Genomic DNA, 22,794 nt, shown 5'->3' with positions numbered 1-22,794 from the left:
CCAGCGCTAACGTGCGTGTTATCCATCAGGAAAAATTATAATTATTTCAGGAATATCAATGAGGAAGGTGCATTACCCCAGACGGCCGGTGGCGCGCGCCAGGGCGATATCGAAAATATGCAGCGCCTCCTCAAGTTGTGAATCAGTTGTAACAAGCGGAGCAAGGAAGCGCACCACATTGCGCTGAATGCCGCACTTGATCAGCAGCAGGCCCTCCTGACAGGCGCTGTCGAGGATCTTTTGCGTCAGCGCGGCGTCGGGCTTGCCGGTTTCAAAATCAAGAATCTCCACCGCCAGCATAAAGCCGAGGCCGCGCACGTCACCGATACAGGCGTACTTTTCCGCCAGCTGCTGCAGCCGCGCGTGCAGCTGCTCGCCGAGCTGTTCGGCGCGCGCCAGCAGGTTGTCATGCTCCAGCAGATCGAGCACCGCCAGCGCCGCCGCGCAGCCCAGCGCGTTGCCGCCGTAGGTGCCGCCCAGGCCGCCCGGCGCTGGCGCGTCCATGATTGCCGCTTTGCCCACCACGCCGGAGATCGGCAGACCGCCGCCGAGGCTTTTGGCGACCGTCACCAGATCGGGTTTAATGTTGAGATGCTGGAAGGCGAACATCTTGCCGGTGCGGCCAAAGCCGGTCTGCACTTCATCGCAGATCAGCACGATGCCGTGCTGCTCGGTGATGCGGCGCAGCGCCTGCATAAACGCCGGGCCGGCCGGCAGGAAGCCGCCGTCGCCCTGCACCGGCTCGATAATGATCGCCGCCACGCGCTCCGGCGCGATCTGCACCGCGAAAAGCTGATCCAGCGCCTTCAGGCAGTCTACTTCCGTAACGCCATGCAGCGGATTGGGGAACGGCAGACGATAGATATCGGCCGGGAAAGGCCCAAAGTTCTGCTTATAGGGCTGGCTCATACCGGTCAGCGTGACGCCAAGCAGCGTGCGACCATGAAAAGCGCCGTCAAAAGCGATAACGCCAGAGCGGTTGGTGTGGGCGCGGGCGATCTTAATCGCGTTCTCTACCGCTTCCGCGCCGCTGGTAAAGAAGACGCTTTTATAGGCCTCATCGCCGCCGACCAGCTGATTAAGACGCTGCGCCAGTTCGATATAGCCCGGATAGGCCACTACCTGAAAACAGGCGTGCGATACCAGACCCAGCTGCTGCGTCACCGCATTGACGACCGCCGGATGGTTGTGCCCGACGTTGAGTACGCCGATGCCGCCAACAAAGTCGAGATAGCGGTTGCCCTCTACGTCCCAGACCTCGCTGCCCTTTGCGCGTTCAATGACCAGCGGATGCGCGGTCACTACGCCGCGCGGCACGTTTTGCGCGCGCGCGTCCAGCAGTAAACTGTTGTCTGAATAGGTCTGTTGTTCGGCCATGACATTCTGCATTTTCATACCTCATCCACGTAACGTTCGGTTGGCTCAAGTATCGCAACCCACTGGTTCAGCATGCTGCCGTTATGGGTAAGGCTGCGGCATTTCCTGTCAAAATCGGTGCCCTTTCAGCAGGGAAATTTCTTCACATCACGCGCGGCGGGCAGGCCGCGTTCAGGCGTAGACGCCGCGTCAGTTGATGCGGCGCGGCGCGTTAAGAGCGGCACCTGTATCAGTAACCTCGCGTGCGATCGATAAGGCCGATCATCGGCTCGCCGCGCTGATAGCGGCGCAGGTTCTCCAGCAGCGCAGCGACGGCGCTTTCGTTTTGCGTCTGGCTGGCGATATGGGGCGTCAGCCAGATAGCGGGATGTCGCCAGAATGGATGGGCTGGCGGCAGCGGCTCGGGGTCGGTCACGTCGATGACCGCTGCGCCGAGCTGGCCGCTGTCGAGGGCGTCCAGCAGATCCTGATGGATGAGCTGCGCACCGCGTCCCGCCTGCACCAGCGCCGCGCCCCTGGGCAGCTGAGAAAAGAGGTCGCGATTAAGCAGGCCGCGCGTCTCCGCCGTCAACGGCAGCAGGCAAACCAGGATGTCGCTGCGTGCCAGAAACGCGCCGAGCTGGGCAGCCCCGTGGAAGCACTCCACGCCGTCGAGTTCGCGCGGCGTACGGCTCCAGCCCGCACAGTCAAAGCCGAACGACGCCAGCTGCCGCAGCGCAGCCTGTCCCAGTTCGCCCAGCCCCATCACGCCAACGCGCCGCGTAGCGGCGGGTTTTACGCTGTGCGCCAGCCACTTCTCTTCGCGCTGCTGCCGCAGATAGCGCACCATATCGCGATGGAGGCCGAGCACCGCAAAGGTAACGTACTCCACCATGCCCTGCGTCAGCCCCGGCTCAATCATGCGCACCACCGGCAGGTCGGGCGGCAAGGCGGCAAGATCGAACTGATCCGCGCCCGCGCCCACCGACAGCAGCACTTTCAGATTGGGAAAGGTCTCCATTAACGTCTCTGGCGGTTGCCAGGCGATCAGCACCTCGATTTCTTGCGGGTCGCCAATCTCCGGCCAGAGGTGGAGCTGAATATCGGGCGCATGCTGCGCCAGCCACTGCTGCCACAGCGCACCGCGCTGCGGGTCCGATTTATAGAGGATCTGCATCAGGCCATCGCCTGGGTCATCAGGCCAAACGCCTGCATGCCGCCCGCTGGCGGCGTCCAGGGCGTGCCGCGCACCATGGTGGTGGGATTATCCACCTGCGCCAGCCCAAGCGTGGCGAGCCAGCCTGCCAGCGGCAGCGCGGCGTCGGTATCAATACGCACAAATTCGCCGCGCAGCCCCTGCATCAGCGAGGCGATCAACGCCTGTGCCACGGCGAAAGTCGTTGCGATAACGGGCCCGATCGCCCAGCCGTGGCCGAAGCGGCGCAGGCTGGCGAAGCCGTGAATTTCGCCCTGCGCATCCTCCAGCAGCACGGTCTGATGCTGGTGAATCAGATGCGCAATCAGCTGCGAACGCAGCATGCCGTGCGCCTGCTGATCAAGCGCGGTCAGCTCTGGCGCGTCCTGCGCCTGCGCGCGACGCAGCTGCAGCCCGGCAGGCAAAGAGACCGGCGGCGTCGCGTCCAGCGAGCGCGTCTGGTACTGAAGGATCTGTCCGGTGACCACAAAGCCGAGTTTCTCATAAAGCCCTTTGCCCATCTCGGTGGCGTGCAGCCGCACGTTATAGTCAGGTACCTTTTCCAGCAAAGTCAGCATCAGCTGTTTGCCCAGTCCACGGCCCTGCTGCTGACCATCGACCATCACCAGCCCGATGGTGGCGGCGCGTTCACCCCAGCGCCAGAGCATGGCGCTGCCGAGCAGTTCGCCCTGCTCCTCTATGACTACGCCCTCGCCGAACGTTATCGCCTGCTGCCAGTCTTCACGGCGGTGCGGCCACTTCAGCTGCTGCGTCATGGCGTGGCAGCGTTCAATATCGTGCGCGGTCAGGGCGCGAAAAATGGTGGTCATGCGTTGCTCCTTACATCATGCCAGGCGTTTCAAGTGCACTGCCGTCAACCAGACGGCTGTAGCGATAAGGTGTGGGATCAACGACCGGCGTCTCGTTAGTGGCGAGATCGGCGGCGAGCCGTCCCGCACCCGGTCCAATGCCGAAGCCGTGCGCGCTGTAGCCGGCCGACAGCACCAGGCCCGGCAGCTTCGCCACGGTGGAGATAACCGGAATCGCGTCGGGGGTGCTGTCGATCATCCCGCCCCAGGCCTGCGCCAGTTTAAGGCCAGCCAGTGCCGGATACTCGTTGCGCATGGCGGTTAATCCCTCCTGCACGGTAGCGGCATCGGCGGCAGGATCGAGGATGCGCGTGCGTTCAAAGGGCGATTCGCCATCGAAAGTCCAGCCGCCGAGCGCTTCCGGGCCGTGAAAAAAGGGCTTCATCCCAATATTCAGACGCAGATTTTTGCGTCGGCTTTTAAAGGTGGCATAGAACTGACGCGCGTAGCGAATGCCTTGCGCACCCGGCTCCAGGCGGCCGCGGCCAGAGACAGAAACGGTATAGCTGCCGTCAAGCTGCGGACGACAGGCGAAGCCAGGCGTATAGAGCGGCACGCCGATCGCCTGCGCGATGGGCTGAGTGCGAAAGGCGGTGCCGATAACGTTGCCGAGCGGCAGGTCGATGCCGTGGCGGCGGCAGAACATAGAGGTCCACGCGCCCGCCGCGCAGATCACGCGGCTGGTTTTGATCAGGCCGCGCTCGGTCCAGACGCCGCTGACGCGCCCGGCGGCGATATCCAGCCCGCGCACCGCGCACTGCTGAAACACCAGCGCGCCAAGGCGCTGGGCTGCAATCGCCAGACCCGGCGCGGCCAGGCGCGGCTCGGCGTGGCCGTCAGTGGGCGATGAGACGCCGCCGAGCCAGCGGGTGGTGCTGCCGGGCGTGGCGGCCTTCGCCTGTTCGCCCGTCAGGATGTCGCTGCGCACGCCGTAATTTTTCGCCATGCGGTTCCACATCTCCCACGCGGCAATATCCGCCTCGTTGCGCGTCGCGTAGATTAGCCCGCTGCGCCGGAAGCCCAGATCTTCACCGGTCTCCTGATCCAGCTCGCCCCAGCGCCGCAGCGCATGAATAATCAGCGGCAGTTCGCGTTCGTCGCGGTTCTGCTGGCGACACCAGCCCCAGTTGCGGCTCGACTGTTCGGCACCGACCAGTCCCTTTTCCAGCAGCGCCACCTTGACCCCTTTTCGGGTCAGCTCCCAGGCAGCGGCGGCCCCGGCGATGCCGGCGCCGATAATCACCACATCGACGGCGTCGGGAAAGTCGGCGCTGTCCTGTACATAGCGGAGTGGAGCGGGCATAGCGTTAGTACCTCTTTTTTGCAGTCAACAGCGCACAATATAAGGGCGTTACCGGCGCAGCCAGATTGTTCACGCCCAGCGTACTGCTGGGGAGAATATGGCAAGCCAGATAGCCCTATTCCGCTTTCAAAATCTCTTCGTGCTCGTCCAGCCAGCCCTGTCGCAGCTCCGGCACCGCGCGTTTCAGGCGCTCGAAATAGAGCTCACGGGTCGGCTTATCGTAATCTTCCCGCGCCAGCTGGGTCACAATGCGTCCCGACTTCATCACCACGATATTGTCGCAGACCGCCCGCACCGCGTGCATATCGTGACTGATAAACAGCACCGACAGGCCCAGTTCGCGCCGCAGCTCGCTGATCAGATCCAGCACCGCCGCCGCGACGACGGTATCCAGCGCTGAGGTGACTTCGTCGCACAGGATCAGATCCGGCTCCGCCGCCAGCGCGCGCGCCAGATTGACGCGCTGCTTCTGACCGCCAGAGAGCGCCCAGGGACGTCGCCACAGCACGCTGCGCGGCAGCTTCACCAGATCGAGCAGCTGATGCAGCCGCTGGGTCAGCGCCTGGCCGCGCAGGCCGTGAAACAGCGCCAGCGGCCGCGACAGAATACGCTCGACGCTGTGCGCCGGATTGAGCGCGGTATCCGCCATCTGAAACACATACTGGATACGGCGCAGCTCATTATCCGGCCGCCGGTGCATATCGCCCGCGATATAGTGGCCGTTAAACAGCATATGGCCGTGACAGGGCGCGTTGAGACCGGCAATGGCGTGCGCCAGGGTAGTTTTGCCCGAACCCGACTCGCCGATAATGCCGATAGCCTGACCTTTCCACAGCTGGAGATTGATATCCTCCAGAATGCGGATCTTCGGCTGGCCATCGCTGTCGCGCGGGCCGTAGCCGGCGCAGAGGTCGCGCACCTCCAGCAGCGGCTGAAGCTCGCCGCTTGCCTCGCGCCACGGGCTGGGACGCTCTGTCTGTCGCGCCGCGTCCATCAGCAGCCGCGTATACTCCGCCTGCGGCGCGCCGATCAGCCGTTCAGTGGTGCCATATTCGGCGATCTGGCCGCGCAGCAGCACCAGAATGCGATCCGCCATCTGCGCCACCACGGCAAGATCGTGGCTGACGTAGATGGCGGTGACGCCGCGCTGCGCCACCACGCGGCGAAAGGCCTTCAGCACTTCCACCTGGGTGGTGACGTCGAGCGCCGTGGTCGGCTCGTCGAGTATCACCACGTCAGGATCGCCAATCAGCGCCATCGCGGTCATCAGCCGCTGCAGCTGCCCGCCGGAAACCTGATGTGGCCAGCGGTCGCCGATGGTGTCGGGGTTGGGCAGCGCCAGCTCGCGGAACAGCGCCACCGCTTTGGCCTTCGCCGCTTTGCGCGTCATGGTGCCGTGGATTACCACCGGCTCGATCACCTGATCGATGATTTTCATGCCGGGATTAAAGGAGGCCGCCGCGCTCTGGGCGATATAGGCGACTTTGTTGCCGCGAAACTCGCGCAGCTGCTGCGGGCTGAGGCTGTTGACGTCGACGCCCGCAACGTGGATGTTGCCTTCGGCGATGCGACAGCCGGGACGGGCATAGCCCATCAGCGCCATGGCGATAGTGGTTTTCCCGGAGCCCGATTCGCCGATCAGGGCGAGCACCTCCCCTTTCTGTACGGTGAAGCGGATATCTGACACCAGGTCAATCGATTCGCCCTTGTCGCTCTGCGCCGTGACACGCAGCTTTTCCACGGAGATCACCGGCATTGCGGTATGCGGCATCACGTTCATACGCCCTCCTTCGCCAGCGTCAGCGGACGCATCTGTTGCAGGCTGTCGATAAACAGGTTAGCGCCGACAGTCAGGCTGGCGATCGCCAGCGCAGGCATCAGCACCGCTGGCGAGCCGTCAAACAGCCCCTGAATATTTTCGCGCACCAGGGTGCCCCAGTCGGCGTAGGGCGGCTGTACGCCGAGACCGAGGAAGCTCAGGCCACTGAGCAGCAAGACGATATAGACAAAGCGCAGACCGAAATCCGCCAGCATCGGATGCACCATATTGGGCAGGATGTCATGAATGGCGATATACCAGCGGCTCTCGCCACGCAGCCGGGAGGCGCGCACATAGTCCATATTGCGCAGGCTGCCCGCCATGGCGAAGGCGATGCGGAACGCGCCCGGCCAGTAGGTGAAGATGGCGGTGAGCAGCAGCATCGGCAGCGAAGAGCCGAATACCGCGACAATCATCAGCGACAGCACTTTGCCCGGCAGCACCAGCATGGCGTCGTTGACACGGCCCAGGATCTCCTCCAGCCAGCGGCCGGTCACGGCCGCCAGCAGCGCCAGCAGCGTGCCGATCAGGCTGGCGCCCAGCGCCGCGCCCAGCGCCAGACCGATAGAGAACTTCGCGCCGTAGAGGATTCGGCTGAGAATATCGCGCCCCAGCGCGTCGGTGCCGAGCCAGTTGTCCGCGGTAAAGCCGCCGAACAGCGGGCCGCCGCCGATATCCTCGACGTTGTGCGGCGCCAGCTGGTTGCCGAAAATCGCCATCAGCAGCCAGAACGCCGAGACCGTTAAGCCCAGCCGTCCTGAGATTGACAGCGACTGAAAGAGACGAACGGGAAGTAAAATATTCATGCGCTTCTCCATTTCGGGTTGAAGGCGATGGTCAGCACGTCAGCCAGCAGCAGCAACAGCAGATAGCAGCCGGCGAACAGCATTACGCAGAACTGCACCACCGGCAGGTCGCGGTTGCTTACCGCATCCACCAGCTGGCTGGCGAGGCCGGGATAGCTGAAGATGGTTTCGATAATGATGACCCCACCGAACAGATAGGACAGGCTGAGCGAAATCGCGTTAGCGATAGGGCCGACCGCGTTGGGCAAGGCGTGGCGCAGCACAGCGCGCAGCGGCGACACGCCTTTCAGCAGCGCCATCTCCAGATAGGGGCTGTCGAGCTGGTTGATAATGGCGGCGCGCGTCATGCGCGCCATCTGCGCCACCAGCACACAGCAGAGCGTCAGCACCGGCAGCGCGTAGGCTTTCAGGTAGCTGACCAGATCCATATTCGGCGAGCCGAAGGACATCGCCGACACCCAGTGCAGCTTCACGGCGAAGATCAGCACCGCCACCGTCGCCACCAGAAACTCCGGCACCGCCACCATCGCCATGGTGCCGATCACCAGCACGCGATCCAGTATCGACCCGCGCGTCATGGCGGCGGTCATGCCGATCAGCAGCGCCAGCGGCACGCAAATCAGCGTGGTGATCGCCGCCAGCTCAAAGGTGGCGGGAATGCGCTGTGCCACCAGCTGCATCACCGGCAGATGGCTGGCGAAAGAGGTGCCGAAATCGCCCTGCAGCATGCCGCCCAGCCAGCTGAAGTAGCGCAGCAGCAGCGGCTGATCCAGCCCAAGCTGGGCGCGCAGCGCCGCTACCGTTTCCGGCGTGGCGTTTTGCCCGAGGATCATCTGCGCCGCGTCGCCCGGCAGCAGGCTGGTGATAAAGAACACCACCGCCGAGACGATAAGCAAAGTCAGGATGCCAGCGCCTGCGCGGCGGGCGATCAGGAACATCATGTATCGGTTCATCGGCGTTCTCCAGCGTAGAGAGGGTTAAGCGGACAGCCAGGCGAATTCGTGAAAGCGGTAGCCCATCATCATGCCGGAGGGCCAGGCTTCGACGCCCTTCACCTTTTTGCTGTAGCCGTCGATGGTGCTGATAAAGGTCGGAATAATGGTGCCGCAGTGGTCGTAGATCAGCTTCTGCATATCGCCGTACATCTGCTTGCGTTTCCCCTGGTCGCGCTCGCCGCGCGCCGCCGTCACCAGCTGGTCGAACTGCGGGTTCTTCCAGCCCGACTCATTGTTGGGTGCGCCGGACAGGTAGAACTGCGAGAAGAGCATATCGAGCGTCGGCCGCGGGTTGATAGAGCCGTAGCCCACGGGATCTTTGGTCCAGTGCGTCGACCAGTAGCCGTCATAGGGCACGCGGCGCACCTTCACGTTGATGCCGGCGTTACGCGACACCTGCTGGATCAGCTGGCCGCCTTCGACCGCCCCTTCGATATTTGGCGTGGTGACGATCTCTACCGTCGCGCCCTTCATCCCCGCCTTTTCGATATGGAATTTCGCCTTCTCCACATCGAGCGGACGCGGCTTCAGCTCGGCGTTATAGAGCGGATGCCAGGGCGGCACCGGCGTATCGTTGCTGACGTCGCCGTAGCCCTGCAGCACGGTTTTGACCAGCATCTCGCGCGGCTGCAGATATTTCATCGCCAGCACAAAGTCTTCGTTGCTGCCCGGTTTGATATCGGTGCGCACAATCAGGTTGGTGTACATCCCTGATTTGCTCTCCAGTACGGCGAAGTCGCTGGTCGCCTTAATGCGCTTGCAGTCGTTGGCGCCCAGGGTTGAGACGATATGCAGATCGCCCGACATCAGGGCGTTGACGCGCGCCGCCTGGTCGGTGACGCCCAGCAGTTCCACCTCGTCGAGGTGCGGCAAACCCGGCTTAAAATAGTTGGGGTTTTTGCGGCCGACCGAGCGCACGCCCGGCGTAAACTCCTTGCAGACGTAAGGCCCGGTGCCGATGCCTTTGGTAAAGTCTTTGGTGCCGTCCTGCACGATCAAAAACGGCGGCGCGGCGAGGATATAGGGCAGATCGAAGTTCGCCTGGCTCAGCACCAGCTGCACTTCGTTGTCGTTTACCGCATTCAGGCTCTGGAACTGCTCGGCGATTTTAAAAGCGTTAGAGGCAACCGCGGCATCTTTATGGCGGCTCAGCGAGTAGATCACATCTTTAGCGGTCAGCGGCTTGCCGTCGTGAAAGGTCACGCCGCTGCGCAGTTTAATCTGCCAGGTGATGCCGTCGCTGGAGTCGAGCGATGTCGCCAGCGCCGGCAGGGCTTTGAGATTTTTATCCAGCTCGGTCAGGCCGTTGTAGAACATGCACTGCCGGGTATAGTCGCCGCTGTTGTTGGCTTTGGCCGGGTCAAGGGTATCGGTCGCGGAGGCGTTTGACATCGCGGCGCGTATTTTGCCGCCTTTCACCGGCGTTTCGGCGGCGAAGCCCAGCTGTGGGAAGCCGATAATGCCGCTGCTCATCACCGCGCCGGCGGAGAGCATTTTCATCAGGCCGCGGCGTGACAGCGTGCCTTCGGTCAGCATGCGCGTCAGCGCGTTATTATCATTTTTACTCATCTGCGTACCCTCAATAGCGTTTAAGGTTCAACCCCTGGAATGAAGCATCAAGAGAAACGATCTTTGGCTTTGTAATAGAGTCCGGCCAGCGGCAAAAACCACGGCTTGCCGTGATAACCGGGCAGCGCGGGCCAGGCGTCGCGCTGCCAGGGATTGCGATTGCTTTTTTCGGCGATCAGATCCGCCATCACCGCGCCCATCCACACCGACATCTGGGTGCCGTGGCCGCTGTAGCCCATAGAGTAGAAAACACCGTCATGTTCGCCCGCATGCGGCAGCCGGTCGGCGGACATATCCACCATGCCACCCCAGCAGTAGTCGATGCGCGCCTGCGCCAGCGTCGGAAAGAGCCGGGCCATGGAGACCTGCAGGATGTCGCCGCTGCGCGAATCGGAGGTGGGATTGCTGACCGCGAAACGCGCGCGGCCGCCAAATACCAGCCGACGATCGGCGGTGGTGCGAAAGTAGTTGCCGAGGTTGAGCGAGGTGACATAGGTGCGATCGTTTGGCAGCACGCGGCGGATTAACGCATCGCCCAGCGGCTCCGTCACCACGATAAAGCTGCCTACCGGCACGATACGGCGTTGAAACCAGCGAAAAGGCCCAACGTTAGAGCAGCCGGTCGCCATCAGCACCTTGTCGGCGAGGATCTCCCCTTTGGCGGTCTGTACGCGGTGGCGATAGCCGTCAAGGCGGGTTAAGCCGGTTACGGCGTGGTGCGGAAAGATTTTCGCGCCGCTGCGCGCCGCCGCTTCCGCCAGACCGACGCCGAATTTACCCATATGCATCTGGCCACCGCGCTGTTGCAGCAGCCCGCCGTGAAAGGCGTCGCTGTCGACTTCGCGGCGGATCGCCTCTTTGCCGATCAGCTCAATTTCCGGGTCCACGGTGCGGCGCATCAGCTCCCAGGCTTCGCGAAGGCCAGCGAAATGTGACGCCTTACTGGCGAGCTTGAGCTTGCCGCACAGGCGAAAATCGCAGTCGATCCGCTCATCGCGCACCAGCTGTTCGACATAGCTGACCGCATCGTCGTAGGCGCGGTAGAAGCGGCTGGCTTTCTCGATGCCCTGGCTCGCCACCAGCGAGGCGAAGTTCTGCGCCACGCCGGTATTACAGTGTCCACCGTTGCGCGCCGAGGCCTGGCTCATCACCTCGCCGCCCTCCAGCAGCACCACGTCCAGGCCGCTGCGCGCCAGGCTCAGCGCCGCCGAGACGCCGGTAAAGCCGCCGCCGATCACCACCACGTCAGCATGCGACGGCAGCGAACCTTGCGCCGCGCCGTGAAACGGCGGTGCCGTGGCCTGCCAGAACGATTCGAGTTTCATAGCGCTCTCCTCAGAGTCCAACGACGGCAGGCAATGCGCCGATGTCATGGATTTCGGTGTAGCCGTAGTAGGGATTAGCCGGTTCGTGACCGCGATTAACCCAGGCTTTATGGGTGATGCCGAGATCGTGCGCCGTCATCAGGTCGTAGCGAAAGCTGGAGGAGACGTGCAGGATCTCGTCCGGGCGGCAGTCGAGCTTCTGCAGCATATATTCAAAGCCCTTCATCTGCGGTTTATAGGCGCCCACCTCCTCCGCGGTGATCGCCATATGGATCGGCGCGCCCAGACGCGGAATATGGTGCGGCAGCAGATCCTTCATCGAGTTGCTGAGCAGCACCAGCGGGAACTCGGTCGCCAGTTTCGCCAGCCCGGCAGGCACGTCGGGGTGCGGTCCCCAGCTGGCGCAGTCGGTGTAGATAAAGTCGCTGTCGGCCTTATCCCACGCCACGCCCCATTTTTTGCAGGTGCGCTGCAGCGCGTTGCTCACCACGTCGTAGTAAGGCTTCCAGGCGCCCAGCACTTCATCCAGACGATAACGGGCGAAATCGGTTGTGAAGGCCTGCATCTCGTCAGCCGCCACGCGCGCCTTAAAACAGCGCGCCGCCGCGCCCGCCATATCGAAGTTAATCAGCGTGCCGTAACAGTCAAAGGTGATAAATTTCGGTTTAAACAGTGCCATGACGCGACCTCGTTTTAATCAGGAAAAGTTAAAAATCGATCAGTACGCTTTTCTGACGCTGGCAGGCCTGAAACGCCTGTCGCCCCAAATCTTTGCCGACGCCGGAGCCAAGAAAGCCGCCGGTGGGAATGATGAAGTCGCCGGAGCGGCCGTAGCGGTTGACCCACACGGTGCCCGCCTCAATGGCGCGTATGGCGCGCAGCGCGCGCGGCAGGCTCAGGGTATGCACGCCCGCGCACAGGCCATAAATCTCATGCGCCGCCAGCCGCAGGCCCTCTTCTTCGTCGTCGAAGGTCTGCACCGTCAGCACCGGGCCGAAAATCTCCTGCTGCACCGCCGGGTTATCCTGGGTGACGCCGCACAGCAAGGTGGGCTGCCAGAACCAGCCCTCACCGGTGTCGGCGAAACGCTCGCCGCCGACCAGCACTTCCGCGCCCTGCGCCTTCGCGGCGGCGATCACGGAGGCAACTTTTTTGCCCTGCCGTTCATCGATCAACGGCGCGTAGCGGCTGTCGCCGCTCCAGGTCACGTCCGGTTGCACGCCGCGGCACAGCGCGCTCAGGCGATCCAGCAGCGGCGCAGCGATGGCGCGCTGCACAATCAGACGGGTGCCCGCCACGCAGGCCTGGCCGCCGTTGGCGGTAAAACCGCGCAGAATGCGCTGCGCCACCACCTCGATGTCGCCCGCGTCGTCAAACACCAGCTGCGGGCTTTTGCCGCCCAGCTCCAGCGTGACCGGCTTCATGCCGTGCTGCGCCACGTCGCTCATAATGCGCGCGCCGGTCAGGGTCGAGCCGGTAAACGAGACTTTGCGCACCAGCGGATGCGTCACCAGTGCGTGGCCGGTCACCGCGCCGCTGCCCTGCACGATATTGAGCACGCCAGCTGGCAGGCCGGCCTGCACCGCCAGTTCAGCCATGCGCACCGTTGAAAAGGGCGTAAGCTCGGAGGGTTTGAGCACTACCGCGTTGCCCGCCGCCAGCGCCGGGCCGCACTTCCACGACGCCATCGATAGCGGAAAATTCCACGGCGTAATAGCGCCAACCACGCCGTAAGGCTCAGCGATCAGCATACCCAGGCTGCTGTCGCGCGTCGGAAAGAGATCGCCGCTGTACTTATCCGCGCACTCGGCGTAGAAGCGAATCGCTTCGGCGGTGAACGGAATTTCATGCTGGATGACATCGCCGATAGGACGGGTGGAGCCGAGCGCCTCCAGCTGCGCCAGCAGGCTGTCCTGCTCAATAAGATCGGCCCAGCGACGCAGTACCCGGCCGCGTTCGCGCGGCGCGCAGCCAGACCAGCCGCTGATTTTCAGCGCCTGGTGCGCGAGCTGTACCGCGCGGTCGACATCGGCGGCGTCCGCCTCATGCAGCGTGGCGTAGGCTTTGCCGTCGGACGGACGTCTGACGGCAAATGCCGCCCCCTGGGTTTGAACGTGATGGCCGTCAATATAATGGCCGACAGGAAGCGAAACTTTTTCAGGGTCGAAACTTAACATGGATAAATCCTTATTTGTTACACCCGTCAACCATCAGGGAATTAGCGCTAAAGCAGGACTTATATTCAGCGTTAATAAGCTTGTGCAAAAAGGTAATGCAGAAAGTATGCCAGCCAGTTGAAAAATAAAAATGCGTTTAAAACAGCGCAAAAAAATTTTCTGCCGTATTGAAAGAGGAAATTTTGCGTAATTGCCGAAGGAATAAACAGATGATTTGGCTCACAAAATTCATGCGTTACCGTGGTGCATTGCGCATGAAACTTGCACTAAAATGGCGAACAGCGAGAAAAACCTGACGCAGCGCACAAAATAAAGAGCGTTTGCCGCTTATGCGACAAACGCTCTTTACAGGATATTAAAAAAAGGCCGAAGGATTAATTCAGGCTGCCAATATGGAAGGCTTTCTGTTCCAGATATTCTTCAATGCCATAGCGCGATCCTTCCCGGCCAATTCCCGATAATTTTACGCCGCCGAATGGCGCGACTTCTAATGAGATCGCGCCGGTATTAAAGCCGACCATGCCAAATTCCAGCGCTTCGGCGACGCGCCATGCGCGACGAATATTTTCGGTAAAGAAATAGGCGCCCAGACCATAGGGCGTATCGTTGGCCATCGCGACCGCCTCCTCCTCTTCGTCAAAGATAAACAGCGGCGCGACCGGACCGAACGTCTCTTCATGAGCGATACGCATCTGTGCCGTAACCTTGCCGAGCACCGTGGGCTGCACGTAAGTGCCGTTGCCGTGGCTGGTGCCGCCGGTCAGCAGCTCCGCGCCCAGGCCAAGCGCATCTGCGATGTGGCCGTTAACTTTCTCGACCGCGCGTTCGTTGATCAGCGGGCCGATAGTGCTGCCTGGCGCAAAGCCGTCGCCCACCTTCAGGGTGGCGACCGCGTCGAGCAGCTTCGCCGCGAAGCGTTCATAAATAGCGCGCTGCACCAGAATGCGATTGGCGCAGACGCAGGTCTGCCCGGCGTTGCGAAACTTGCTGACCATTACGCCCGCTACCGCGATATCGACATCGGCGTCGTCGAAGACAATAAAAGGCGCGTTGCCGCCCAGCTCCAGGCTGAGGCGTTTTACGCTGTCGGCGCTCTGTTGCATCAGCAGCTGGCCGACGCGCGTCGAGCCGGTGAAGGAGATTTTCCGCACCAGACGGCTGCCGGTCAGCGCCGCGCCAATCTCGGTGGGCAGACCGGTCACAACCTGCAGCACGCCTGCGGGAAAGCCCGCGCGCTCTGCCAGCACCGCCAACGCCAGCGCCGAAAGCGGCGTCAGCTCCGACGGCTTGACGATAATCGGGCAGCCTGCCGCCAGCGCAGGCGCGACTTTTCGCGTGATCATGGCGATGGGGAAATTCCACGGCGTGATGGCCGCCGCGACGCCGACAGGCTGTTTCAGCACCAGAATGCGGCGATCTTCGCTCGGCGCAGGAATGGTATCGCCGTAGATACGGCGCGCCTCTTCGGCGAACCATTTGACAAAGCTCGCGCCGTACAGCACTTCGCCCTTCGCTTCGGCGAGCGGTTTGCCCTGTTCGGCGGTCATGATCGCCGCCAGGTCGTCGGCGTTATCGAGGATAAGCTGATGCCACTTCTCCAGCAGCGCGGCGCGGCTGGCGTTGGGCGTTTTGCCCCAGGCGATGCGCACCGATTCGGCGCAGGCGATAGCTGCTTCCGTCTCAGCGCGGCCCAGCGCCGGAATGGTCGCCAGCGTTTCACGGCTGGCGGGATCGACAACCGGCAAGGTCTCGCCGCTGTGAGCATCCTGCCAGCGGCCGCCGAACAGCGCCTGCTGGCGCAGCAGATCGGAATCTTTTAGTTGAAGACGCGACATCTCACTCCCCTTTTTCATCGGTTTTCTTCCACTCTATCGCGTCGTCTCAGCGCAGGATGTTTTTCTCACCAGGCAGAAACCCGAAACAGCGAGTTTTGCGGAGTTAAAAAAAATTTTATGCCGCGCGGCTGCTATGCTCAGTTTTTAAACAAGGAGATAAGTATGAGCGATCATATGTGGCGAGCAGTCGATGACTATTTCACCCAGACGCTGGTGAAACCGGATGCGGCGCTGGAGGCGGTACTGGCGCGCAATGCCGCCGCTGGCCTGCCGCCGATTGACGTGGCGGCCAACCAGGGCAAGCTGCTCTACCTGCTGGCGCGCATGATGAACGCCTCGCGCATTCTGGAGATCGGCACGCTGGGCGGTTACAGCACGCTGTGGCTGGCGCGCGCCCTGCCGGAGAGCGGCCGCATCGTGACGCTGGAGTTTTCGCCGCAGCATGCGCAGGTCGCGCGCGAAAATTTCGCCGAAGCGGGCATGGCAGACAAAATCGACGTGCGGGTGGGGGCGGCGCTGGAGAGCCTGCCGACGCTGCAGGGGCCGTTCGATATGATCTTTATTGACGCCGATAAACGCAATAATCCGCACTACCTGCGCTGGGCGCTAAAGCTGGCACGCGTCGGCAGCGTGATTATCGGCGATAACGTGGTGCGCGGCGGGCGTATTGTCGATTCGCAATCAACAGACGAAAACGTGCAGGGGCTGCGGCAGTATCTGTCCGACGTCGGCAACAGCCCACATCTGACGGCCACCGCGCTGCAAACCGTCGGCAGTAAAGGCTGGGATGGCCTTCAGCTGGCCATCGTCGAGTCGCTGCCGGATTAGATCTGGAAGTCGATAACCGGCTCTTCTTCGCGCTGAGAGGAGAGCGCCTGACGTTTAATCTCTTCCAGCGACAGATTGGCGTTGCATAACTCCATAAACTGCCAGACATAGTTGCGCTGCAGCTGTCCGCGCTTCAGGCCAAGCCAGACGGTATTGGCATCAAACAGATGGTGCGCATCGATGCGCACCAGCGCCTCTTCCCGCTGGGTTTCACACGCCTGATCGGCAAGGATGCCGACGCCTAATCCCAGTTCGACATAGGTTTTTACCACGTCAGAATCCTGCGCGCTCAACACGATATCGGGCTTCAGGCCCGCGCTCTGGAACCCGCGGTCGACGCGCGAGCGCCCGGTGATGCCCTGACGATAGGTAATAAGCGGATAACGGCTCAGGGTGCTGAGCGAGACCGGCTGCTGCTGCACCAGTTCATGATCGCTGGGCACCAGCAGCGCATGGTGCCAGCTGAACCAGGGGAACGCCGCCAGGCTGGGGTTATTTACCAGCAGTTCGCTGGCGATGCCGACGTCCGCCTCACCGGCCAGCAGCATGGCGACAATCTCCTGCGGCGATCCCTGATTAAGCTCCAGCCGCACGTTGGGATAGAGCTGGCGAAACGCCTTGATAACGCGCGGCAGGCTGTAGCGCGCCTGGGTATGCGTCGTGGCGATGGTCAGAATGCCGCTGGTTTCATTAGTGAAGACGTCCGCCAGACGGCGCACCTTTCCCGCTTCGTCGAGGATGCGTTCGGCGATAGTCAGCAGCGCTTTGCCCGGCTCGGTCATGCCCAGCAGGCGCTTGCCGCGGCGGATAAAGATCTCTACGCCAAGCTCATCCTCCAGATCGCGGATATGACGGCTGACGCCTGACTGTGAGGTAAATAGCGTGTTTGCCACTTCCGTCAGATTGAACTCGCAGCGTGCCGCCTCGCGGATAATTTTAAGTTGCTGGAAATTCACGGTATTTACCTCCCTTTACGAAATTGTTATCTCCGATGGTAAGAAGGTTTATTGATATCAACAAATAATAAAAACTTTGTGCTTATGCGCAGGGGGAATATAGGGTAGCGGGTGGGCGCCCCGCCAGAGTCCCTGGGTGCCTGCTGCGCAGGCGGGCAGGCGTTCGCTGCGCGAATGGCTCTGAGCGGGTTCGCCCACCAGTGGCTTGTCTGCCGTTCGCTGTGCGAACGGCTGGCTCTGAGCGGGTTCCGCCCGCCAGGCGCTGAGGAGTTTCAGCAGCTGCGCTGCCGGCGTGCGTGTTAAGGGGCTCGCCAGCCCCTTAACAATCCCGGCTTCCGGCAGCCTCCACGCCGCGCTGCGCGCGGTCCCTTCGTTGCTTACGTCAGCCTTACGGACCGCGCGCGCCTCAGCGTGTCGGATGCCTCTGGCACACCCTCGCCTGTGATTGCTCATTTTTTTAAAAATGGCTGCGTTGTCTGACGCTTTTAAGGATAAACCTGCGTCGTCTGAATCCTGGATTCGCGCTTGTAGCAATGAGCTTATGGGAAAAGATTCGGGATTCGTGGTGGGGTGTGGGAAACCAAAAGCGGGTGGCGGAGCTGGATCGGCATCTGCACAACAGGAAAAGCGGCCCCGTGGGGCCGCCAGAGCGAGGCTAGCTGACCAGCAGCAGCGCGCGCTCCTCTGCCATAGGCTTGTTAAGCAGCGACAGCAAAATATCCTTCACCGCCTGCGCGGACGGCGAAAGCGGCAGACGCGCCGAGACGTTCAGCGACAGCGGCAGATGCAGCGCCGGGCTGTTGATGCGCGCCATCCAGGCCTGGGTTGAGCTGACCAGCGCCCGCGCGGCAGATTCCGGTAGCACCGTCACGCCCATCCCGCTGGCGACGGCGGCGGTCAGCATCGACAGCGATTCGATCTCGCCGATAATGCGCGCGCTCAGACGACGCAGCGAAAAGGCTTCGTCAACGCGCTTGCGCACCGCACTATAGTCGCGCGGCAAAAACAGGCTCATCTGCGCCACCTGGGCCAGATCGACCGAGCCGCCGGGGCAGTCGGTCGCGCCGACCAGGTAAAGCTCTTCTTTCATCAGCGGCATACTGGTAATGCCCGCCGTCGGCGAACGGTCGTAGAGCACCGCCATATCAAGCTGGCCGTTCATTACCTTTTCATTCAGCGAACTGCCGCTGTTCTCGTGCAGATAAACCAGAATTTCCGGATGCTGCTCCCGAACCGTTTGCAGCAGCGGCATGGTCAGCGATGATGCCGCCGTGCCCGGCGCCATGCCGATAGAGACCTGTCCGCTGAGCGCCTGCCCGGCGTTGATTACCGCCGTCTGCGCCTGCTCGCACTGCCGTAAAATCGTTCGCGCATGCGCATAGAGAATTTTACCGGCTTCGGTCGGCGTTACGCCGCGCTTGGTACGAATTAACAGCTGCTGATCCAGTTCGTTCTCCAGCGTGGCAACCTGTTGACTGAGCGCAGGTTGCGCGATATGCAGCACTTCAGCCGCCTGCGTCAAACTGCCAATATCGACGATTTTCACAAAGTATTTCAGTCGTCTTAAGTTCATCTTGCCTCCGTCACATTCCCCGAATGCCAATAACATCTGTTCATGCGGCCTGCTGGCCTGGTAACAGACAAATTGCAATTAGCAGGCCAGTTTTTCTGCAGGCGCGCCCTGCCTGATGCAGAAAAATCCTAACAGCGCGAAAAATAAGCCTTTCTGATTACGCATAAAGAGGTAATAAGCTGCAGGAATGGCGCGGCAGTAACGGACAGCCCGGCGGATGCACTTCGCTGGTGCAGCCTGTGCGAGCCAGACGTGCATATAGTGGATGGCAGAAATGAACGGATGAGATAAGAAAAACAGAGGTATGCAGCAGAAAGGGAGCCAGTTAAAAAAAAAGCCTGCCCGCTTTCACAAGCGGGCAGGCCTGAGCGCAGAAAAATCAGCGTTTTTTGCGGTTGCGATGCATATCAATCGAGACGGCGGCCACAATAATAATGCCTTTAATAATGTCCTGAACGTAAGCATCGACGCCGACAAAGGTAAACCCGCTCTTGATCAGGCCCAGGATCACTGCGCCAATCAGCGTGCCCGTAATGCGCCCGACGCCGCCCATCAGGCTGCTGCCGCCGATAACCGCTGCGGCGATCGCGTCCAGCTCGTAAGACATCCCCATGCTTGACTGACCGCTGCTGACGCGCGCCGCCAGCACCACGCCCGCCAGGCCGGAGAGCGCACCGGCGATGGTATAGACGATAATCAGATATTTATTAACGTTAATGCCGGAGACCTTGGCCGAGGTCATATTGCCGCCGATAGCGTAAACGTATTTGCCGTAGCGGGTGTGCTTCAGGGCGATATGAAAGAGCAGCGCCACCACAAGAAAGATAATAACCGGCATCGCGCCCTGGCCGATGGAGGTAAAGCCGTCGGAAAGAAAGCTGATTGGATTACCCTGGGTGTAATACTGCGCCAGACCACGCGCCGAGACCATCATGCCCAGCGTAGCGATAAAGGGTGGAATGCCGGTGCGGGTGATCAATATGCCATTGACCATACCGCACAGCAGCCCCACGCCGATGCCCGCGCCGATAGGTACCACGGCAGGCATATTCACCAGCGATGGAAACATCGGTGACAGGCTGTCAGAGGTTTGCGCCAGGCTGGCCGCCACCACGGCGGTCAGCGCAATCACCGAACCCGATGAGAGATCGATACCGGTAGTAATGATGACCTGAGTGACCCCGACGGCGATAATGCCGATGATCGCCACCTGCAATACAATCAGGATCAGGCGGTTGGTGTTCATCAGAAATGACTGGTCTCGCACATACCAGCCGGCTATTTCGAAAATCAGCGCGATACCGACCATAACGATAAAGATGCCGGTATCTTTGGGCAGTTTATGCCGCAGATTGCCGAAAAACGATGTCTGTTCAGCTGCCGGAGTGGCAGTCACTTTGATATTGCTCATAGTTGTCTCGCGCCTCACTCGGATGCCAGCGACAAAATGGTTTCCTGGTCGGCCTCTTCTTTATCGAGGATGCCGGTAATACGCCCCTGATGCATAACCATCACGCGGTCGCTCATGCCGAGAATTTCCGGCAGTTCCGACGACACCATGATGATTGCCACGCCGCGGTTGGCCAGTTCAGAGATCAAACGGTAGATTTCCGCCTTCGCGCCGACGTCGATGCCGCGCGTCGGCTCGTCGAGGATCAGGATTTTGGGCTGCGCCAGCAGCCAGCGGGCGATCAGCACCTTCTGCTGGTTGCCGCCGCTCAGGTTGTTGATGATCTGATCCATGGTCGGCGTCTTGATATTCAGCCGGCGGATCTGCTCCATACAATCCTGCGCCATCTTGATATGACTGACGAAGCCGCTCTTGCCGCTGTACTCCGGCATATTGACGATGCTCATGTTCTCCATCACCGACAGCACGAGAAACAGCCCCGATTTCTTGCGGTCTTCGGTTAAAAACGCCATACCCTTCTCTATCGCCGTTGAAGGCGAATCGATATTGACCGGCACGCCGTCAATCAGCACTTCACCGCTGTCGATGCTCTCCATGCCGAACAGGCTTTCCATTACCTCGCTGCGCCCTGCGCCCACCAGACCGGCGACGCCAAGGATTTCACCGCGCCGCAGGCTGAAACTGACGTCATGAAAGCGATCTTTGCTGCTGAGGTTGCGCACCGTCAGCACCTCTTCGCCAATCGAATTGTTGAATTTTGGAAAGAGTTGAGTCAGTTCGCGCCCGACCATCTGGGTGATCAGCGACTGACGAGTAAATTGCGCGGTGTGATTGCTGCCGACCCAGCTGCCGTCGCGGAAGATGCTGATCTCATCGGTGATGGCGAAGATCTCATCCATTTTATGGCTGATATAGATGATGGCTTTGCCCTGCGCGCGCAGGTCGCGAATGATGGTGAACAGATGCGCCACTTCGCTTTCAGTCAGGGCGGAGGTCGGCTCATCCATAATCACGATATCGGCGTTCCAGGAGACCGCTTTGGCGATCTCCACCATCTGCTGCGCGGCGATGCTCAGCTCGCCCACCAGACGATCGGCCTTGAGACGGATATTAAGCTGGTTGAGCAGCGTCTGCGTCTGCTGGTTGAGCTTGCCGTGATCAACAAAGCCATATTTCATCGGCTCGCGTCCCAGCCATATATTCTCTGCGACGGTCATGTAGGGCACCAGATTAAGTTCCTGGTGGATCATGGAAATGCCTGAACGCAAGGCGTCCATGGTGTCCTGAAACTGCACCGGCTCCCCTTTAATGCGGATGGTGCCCCGATCGGGACGGTACATCCCGATCAGGCACTTCATTAAAGTGGATTTGCCCGCGCCATTTTCGCCCATCAAGGCATGCACCGATCCCGGACGCACGCGCAGCGAAACGTTGTCGAGTGCCTTTACACCGGGAAAGAACTTGCTGATGCCTTCGGCTTCAAGCGCAAAAGCGGTCATACATCACCTCCGTACGGCTGAGTCGGGATCGGTTATTTCTGATTACGGTTAACGAACTGCTGCATATTGTCTTTCGTGATCAGCTGGTAAGGAATATCGATAATCTTCTGTACCTTTTCGCCCTTCGCCAGCTTAACGGCCGTCTGAACTGCGCCCTCGCCCTGCCCTTTAGCGTCCTGGAACACCGTGGCGACCATCTTGCCGTTTTTCAGCATCTGCAGCGCGTCCGGGGTGCCGTCCACGCCAGCGATCAGGATATGGTTGGGGTTTTTGCCCAGCGCCTGCAGCGCGCCGATAGCCATCTCATCATTGTTAGAGGCGATCGCCTGGATATCGTCGCCTGCGGTCAGCCAGTTGCTCACCACGTCTACCGCATCGTTACGCATAAATTTTGCAGTCTGTTTCTGCACGACTTTGATGCCAGGGTATTTGGCGACAACCGCCTCGACGCCTTTGGTGCGGTCGCGCGTGGCTTCGTTAGCGAGATCGCCCATCAGAATGGCGACGTTGCCTTTGCCGTTTAACGCTTTCGCCAGCGCTTCCATCTGCAGACGACCCGCCAGTTCGGAGTCCGATCCGACATAAGCCATCTTGTCGCTAAGCTCCGCCTGCGGGCGACGGTTAACAAAGATCAGCGGGATGCCCGCTTTGGTGGCCTGATCCATGATCGGCTTCACCGCGTTGGTATCCACCGGGTTGACGATGATGGCGTCAACGCCCTGGCCGATAAAGTTCTGCACCTGCTGCAGCTGCTGGGAGACATCGCCTTTGGCGTCTTCCATCTGCCCCTGAACGCCCTCTTTTTGCATCTCTTTTTGCATCGCGGTACGCAGAATGGTGAGGAAGTTGTCGTCGAACAACGCCATCGATACGCCGACCGAAAGATCTTTCGCCATCGCGGCGGCGGGCAACATGCAGGCTAACAGTGTGACAGCGAGTGTTTTTTTGATGTTCATGAGTAACCCTTATTGTCGTTAACTTGCCGACGCCGCTGATACCGCGAATGAAAAATATCTTTTACATTCACTCAACGTTGCTGGCGGTTTCAAATCTGTTTACAGAGGTGGGGCCTGGACGATCGCGCTTTTTTGTGACTCACTCCTCCTTTTTACAATTGCTTGTTTCCGCAGGAATTAATTTTAAAATCACGTTCCAGTTTTGCTGATTCATTCCGGCGGTGATAATAAGCAGTTTATTTATTCCATTAATATTGCTTTTGAAATTTTTATCATAAAAGCACTGAAACAGTTGTTTTAACATCGACAAATAACAAAACTT

At 60.7% G+C, this 22,794-nt stretch carries 18 protein-coding genes; 1 reads left to right on the top strand and 17 read right to left on the bottom strand.

From position 1 onward, the window contains the following. Positions 1-72: 72 nt before the first annotated feature. From gabT to D7S44_RS07325, 12 genes are all read right to left on the bottom strand, one after another. A complete protein-coding gene (gene gabT / locus D7S44_RS07380; RefSeq protein WP_120454192.1) occupies positions 73-1,389 on the bottom strand; it encodes a 4-aminobutyrate--2-oxoglutarate transaminase in 1,317 nt (438 codons plus the stop codon). Positions 1,390-1,606: 217 nt separating this feature from the next. Then, positions 1,607-2,533, bottom strand: a complete 927-nt coding sequence (locus tag D7S44_RS07375) for a 2-hydroxyacid dehydrogenase (protein WP_120453458.1) — start codon at positions 2,531-2,533, stop codon at positions 1,607-1,609. After that, complete coding sequence (locus D7S44_RS07370; protein ID WP_120453456.1) at positions 2,533-3,381, bottom strand: GNAT family N-acetyltransferase; 849 nt, start codon at positions 3,379-3,381, stop codon at positions 2,533-2,535. The genes D7S44_RS07375 and D7S44_RS07370 overlap by 1 nt, the downstream gene beginning before the upstream one ends. A gap of 10 nt (positions 3,382-3,391) precedes the next feature. Further along, positions 3,392-4,723 carry an NAD(P)/FAD-dependent oxidoreductase gene (locus D7S44_RS07365; RefSeq protein WP_120453455.1) on the bottom strand — a complete coding sequence of 444 codons (1,332 nt, stop codon included), beginning with the start codon at positions 4,721-4,723 and terminating at the stop codon, positions 3,392-3,394. Positions 4,724-4,838: 115 nt separating this feature from the next. Then, positions 4,839-6,503: an ABC transporter ATP-binding protein gene (locus tag D7S44_RS07360; RefSeq protein ID WP_120453453.1), complete on the bottom strand. Its 1,665-nt coding sequence runs from the start codon at positions 6,501-6,503 to the stop codon at positions 4,839-4,841. Further along, entirely contained in the window at positions 6,500-7,348 is an 849-nt protein-coding gene (locus D7S44_RS07355) for an ABC transporter permease (protein ID WP_120453451.1), read from the bottom strand. The genes D7S44_RS07360 and D7S44_RS07355 overlap by 4 nt, the downstream gene beginning before the upstream one ends. Further along, positions 7,345-8,301 (bottom strand): ABC transporter permease, encoded by a 957-nt coding sequence (locus D7S44_RS07350; RefSeq protein ID WP_120453449.1) that lies wholly within the window; start codon positions 8,299-8,301, stop codon positions 7,345-7,347. Before D7S44_RS07350 ends, D7S44_RS07355 begins: the two co-directional genes overlap by 4 nt. A 24-nt stretch (positions 8,302-8,325) precedes the next feature. Then, complete coding sequence (locus D7S44_RS07345) at positions 8,326-9,912, bottom strand: ABC transporter substrate-binding protein (protein WP_120453447.1); 1,587 nt, start codon at positions 9,910-9,912, stop codon at positions 8,326-8,328. A 47-nt stretch (positions 9,913-9,959) separates the two neighbouring features. After that, positions 9,960-11,237 carry an NAD(P)/FAD-dependent oxidoreductase gene (locus tag D7S44_RS07340; protein ID WP_120453445.1) on the bottom strand — a complete coding sequence of 426 codons (1,278 nt, stop codon included), beginning with the start codon at positions 11,235-11,237 and terminating at the stop codon, positions 9,960-9,962. 10 nt (positions 11,238-11,247) lie between these two features. Next, complete coding sequence (locus D7S44_RS07335) at positions 11,248-11,916, bottom strand: haloacid dehalogenase type II (RefSeq protein WP_120453444.1); 669 nt, start codon at positions 11,914-11,916, stop codon at positions 11,248-11,250. A gap of 28 nt (positions 11,917-11,944) precedes the next feature. Continuing rightward, positions 11,945-13,414: an aldehyde dehydrogenase family protein gene (locus D7S44_RS07330; RefSeq protein WP_120453442.1), complete on the bottom strand. Its 1,470-nt coding sequence runs from the start codon at positions 13,412-13,414 to the stop codon at positions 11,945-11,947. Between the two features lie 374 nt (positions 13,415-13,788). Then, the gene (locus D7S44_RS07325) at positions 13,789-15,249 is read right to left on the bottom strand and encodes an NAD-dependent succinate-semialdehyde dehydrogenase (protein WP_120453440.1); all 1,461 of its coding nucleotides are present in this window, start codon (positions 15,247-15,249) and stop codon (positions 13,789-13,791) included. Between the two features lie 162 nt (positions 15,250-15,411). Between D7S44_RS07325 and D7S44_RS07320 the strand changes: the two genes are divergently transcribed. Then, the gene (locus D7S44_RS07320) at positions 15,412-16,077 is read left to right on the top strand and encodes an O-methyltransferase (protein WP_120453438.1); all 666 of its coding nucleotides are present in this window, start codon (positions 15,412-15,414) and stop codon (positions 16,075-16,077) included. On the opposite strand, the gene cbl is transcribed toward D7S44_RS07320, so the two are convergent. From cbl to D7S44_RS07290, 5 genes are all read right to left on the bottom strand, one after another. Then, positions 16,074-17,033, bottom strand: a complete 960-nt coding sequence (cbl, locus tag D7S44_RS07315; RefSeq protein ID WP_120453436.1) for an HTH-type transcriptional regulator Cbl — start codon at positions 17,031-17,033, stop codon at positions 16,074-16,076. The genes D7S44_RS07320 and cbl overlap by 4 nt on opposite strands. Before the next feature lie 655 nt (positions 17,034-17,688). Then, positions 17,689-18,606 carry a nitrogen assimilation transcriptional regulator NAC gene (nac, locus tag D7S44_RS07305; RefSeq protein WP_120453432.1) on the bottom strand — a complete coding sequence of 306 codons (918 nt, stop codon included), beginning with the start codon at positions 18,604-18,606 and terminating at the stop codon, positions 17,689-17,691. A gap of 379 nt (positions 18,607-18,985) precedes the next feature. Next, a complete protein-coding gene (locus D7S44_RS07300) occupies positions 18,986-20,008 on the bottom strand; it encodes an ABC transporter permease (RefSeq protein WP_179256400.1) in 1,023 nt (340 codons plus the stop codon). Positions 20,009-20,031: 23 nt separating this feature from the next. Further along, positions 20,032-21,516 (bottom strand): sugar ABC transporter ATP-binding protein, encoded by a 1,485-nt coding sequence (locus D7S44_RS07295; protein WP_120453428.1) that lies wholly within the window; start codon positions 21,514-21,516, stop codon positions 20,032-20,034. A 32-nt stretch (positions 21,517-21,548) separates the two neighbouring features. After that, positions 21,549-22,472: a sugar ABC transporter substrate-binding protein gene (locus tag D7S44_RS07290; RefSeq protein ID WP_120453426.1), complete on the bottom strand. Its 924-nt coding sequence runs from the start codon at positions 22,470-22,472 to the stop codon at positions 21,549-21,551. Positions 22,473-22,794 lie beyond the last annotated feature (322 nt).

The organism is Pantoea piersonii, assembly GCF_003612015.1.
Classification (GTDB): domain Bacteria; phylum Pseudomonadota; class Gammaproteobacteria; order Enterobacterales; family Enterobacteriaceae; genus Pantoea; species Pantoea piersonii.
This window is presented reverse-complemented; position numbering and strand designations above follow the sequence as displayed.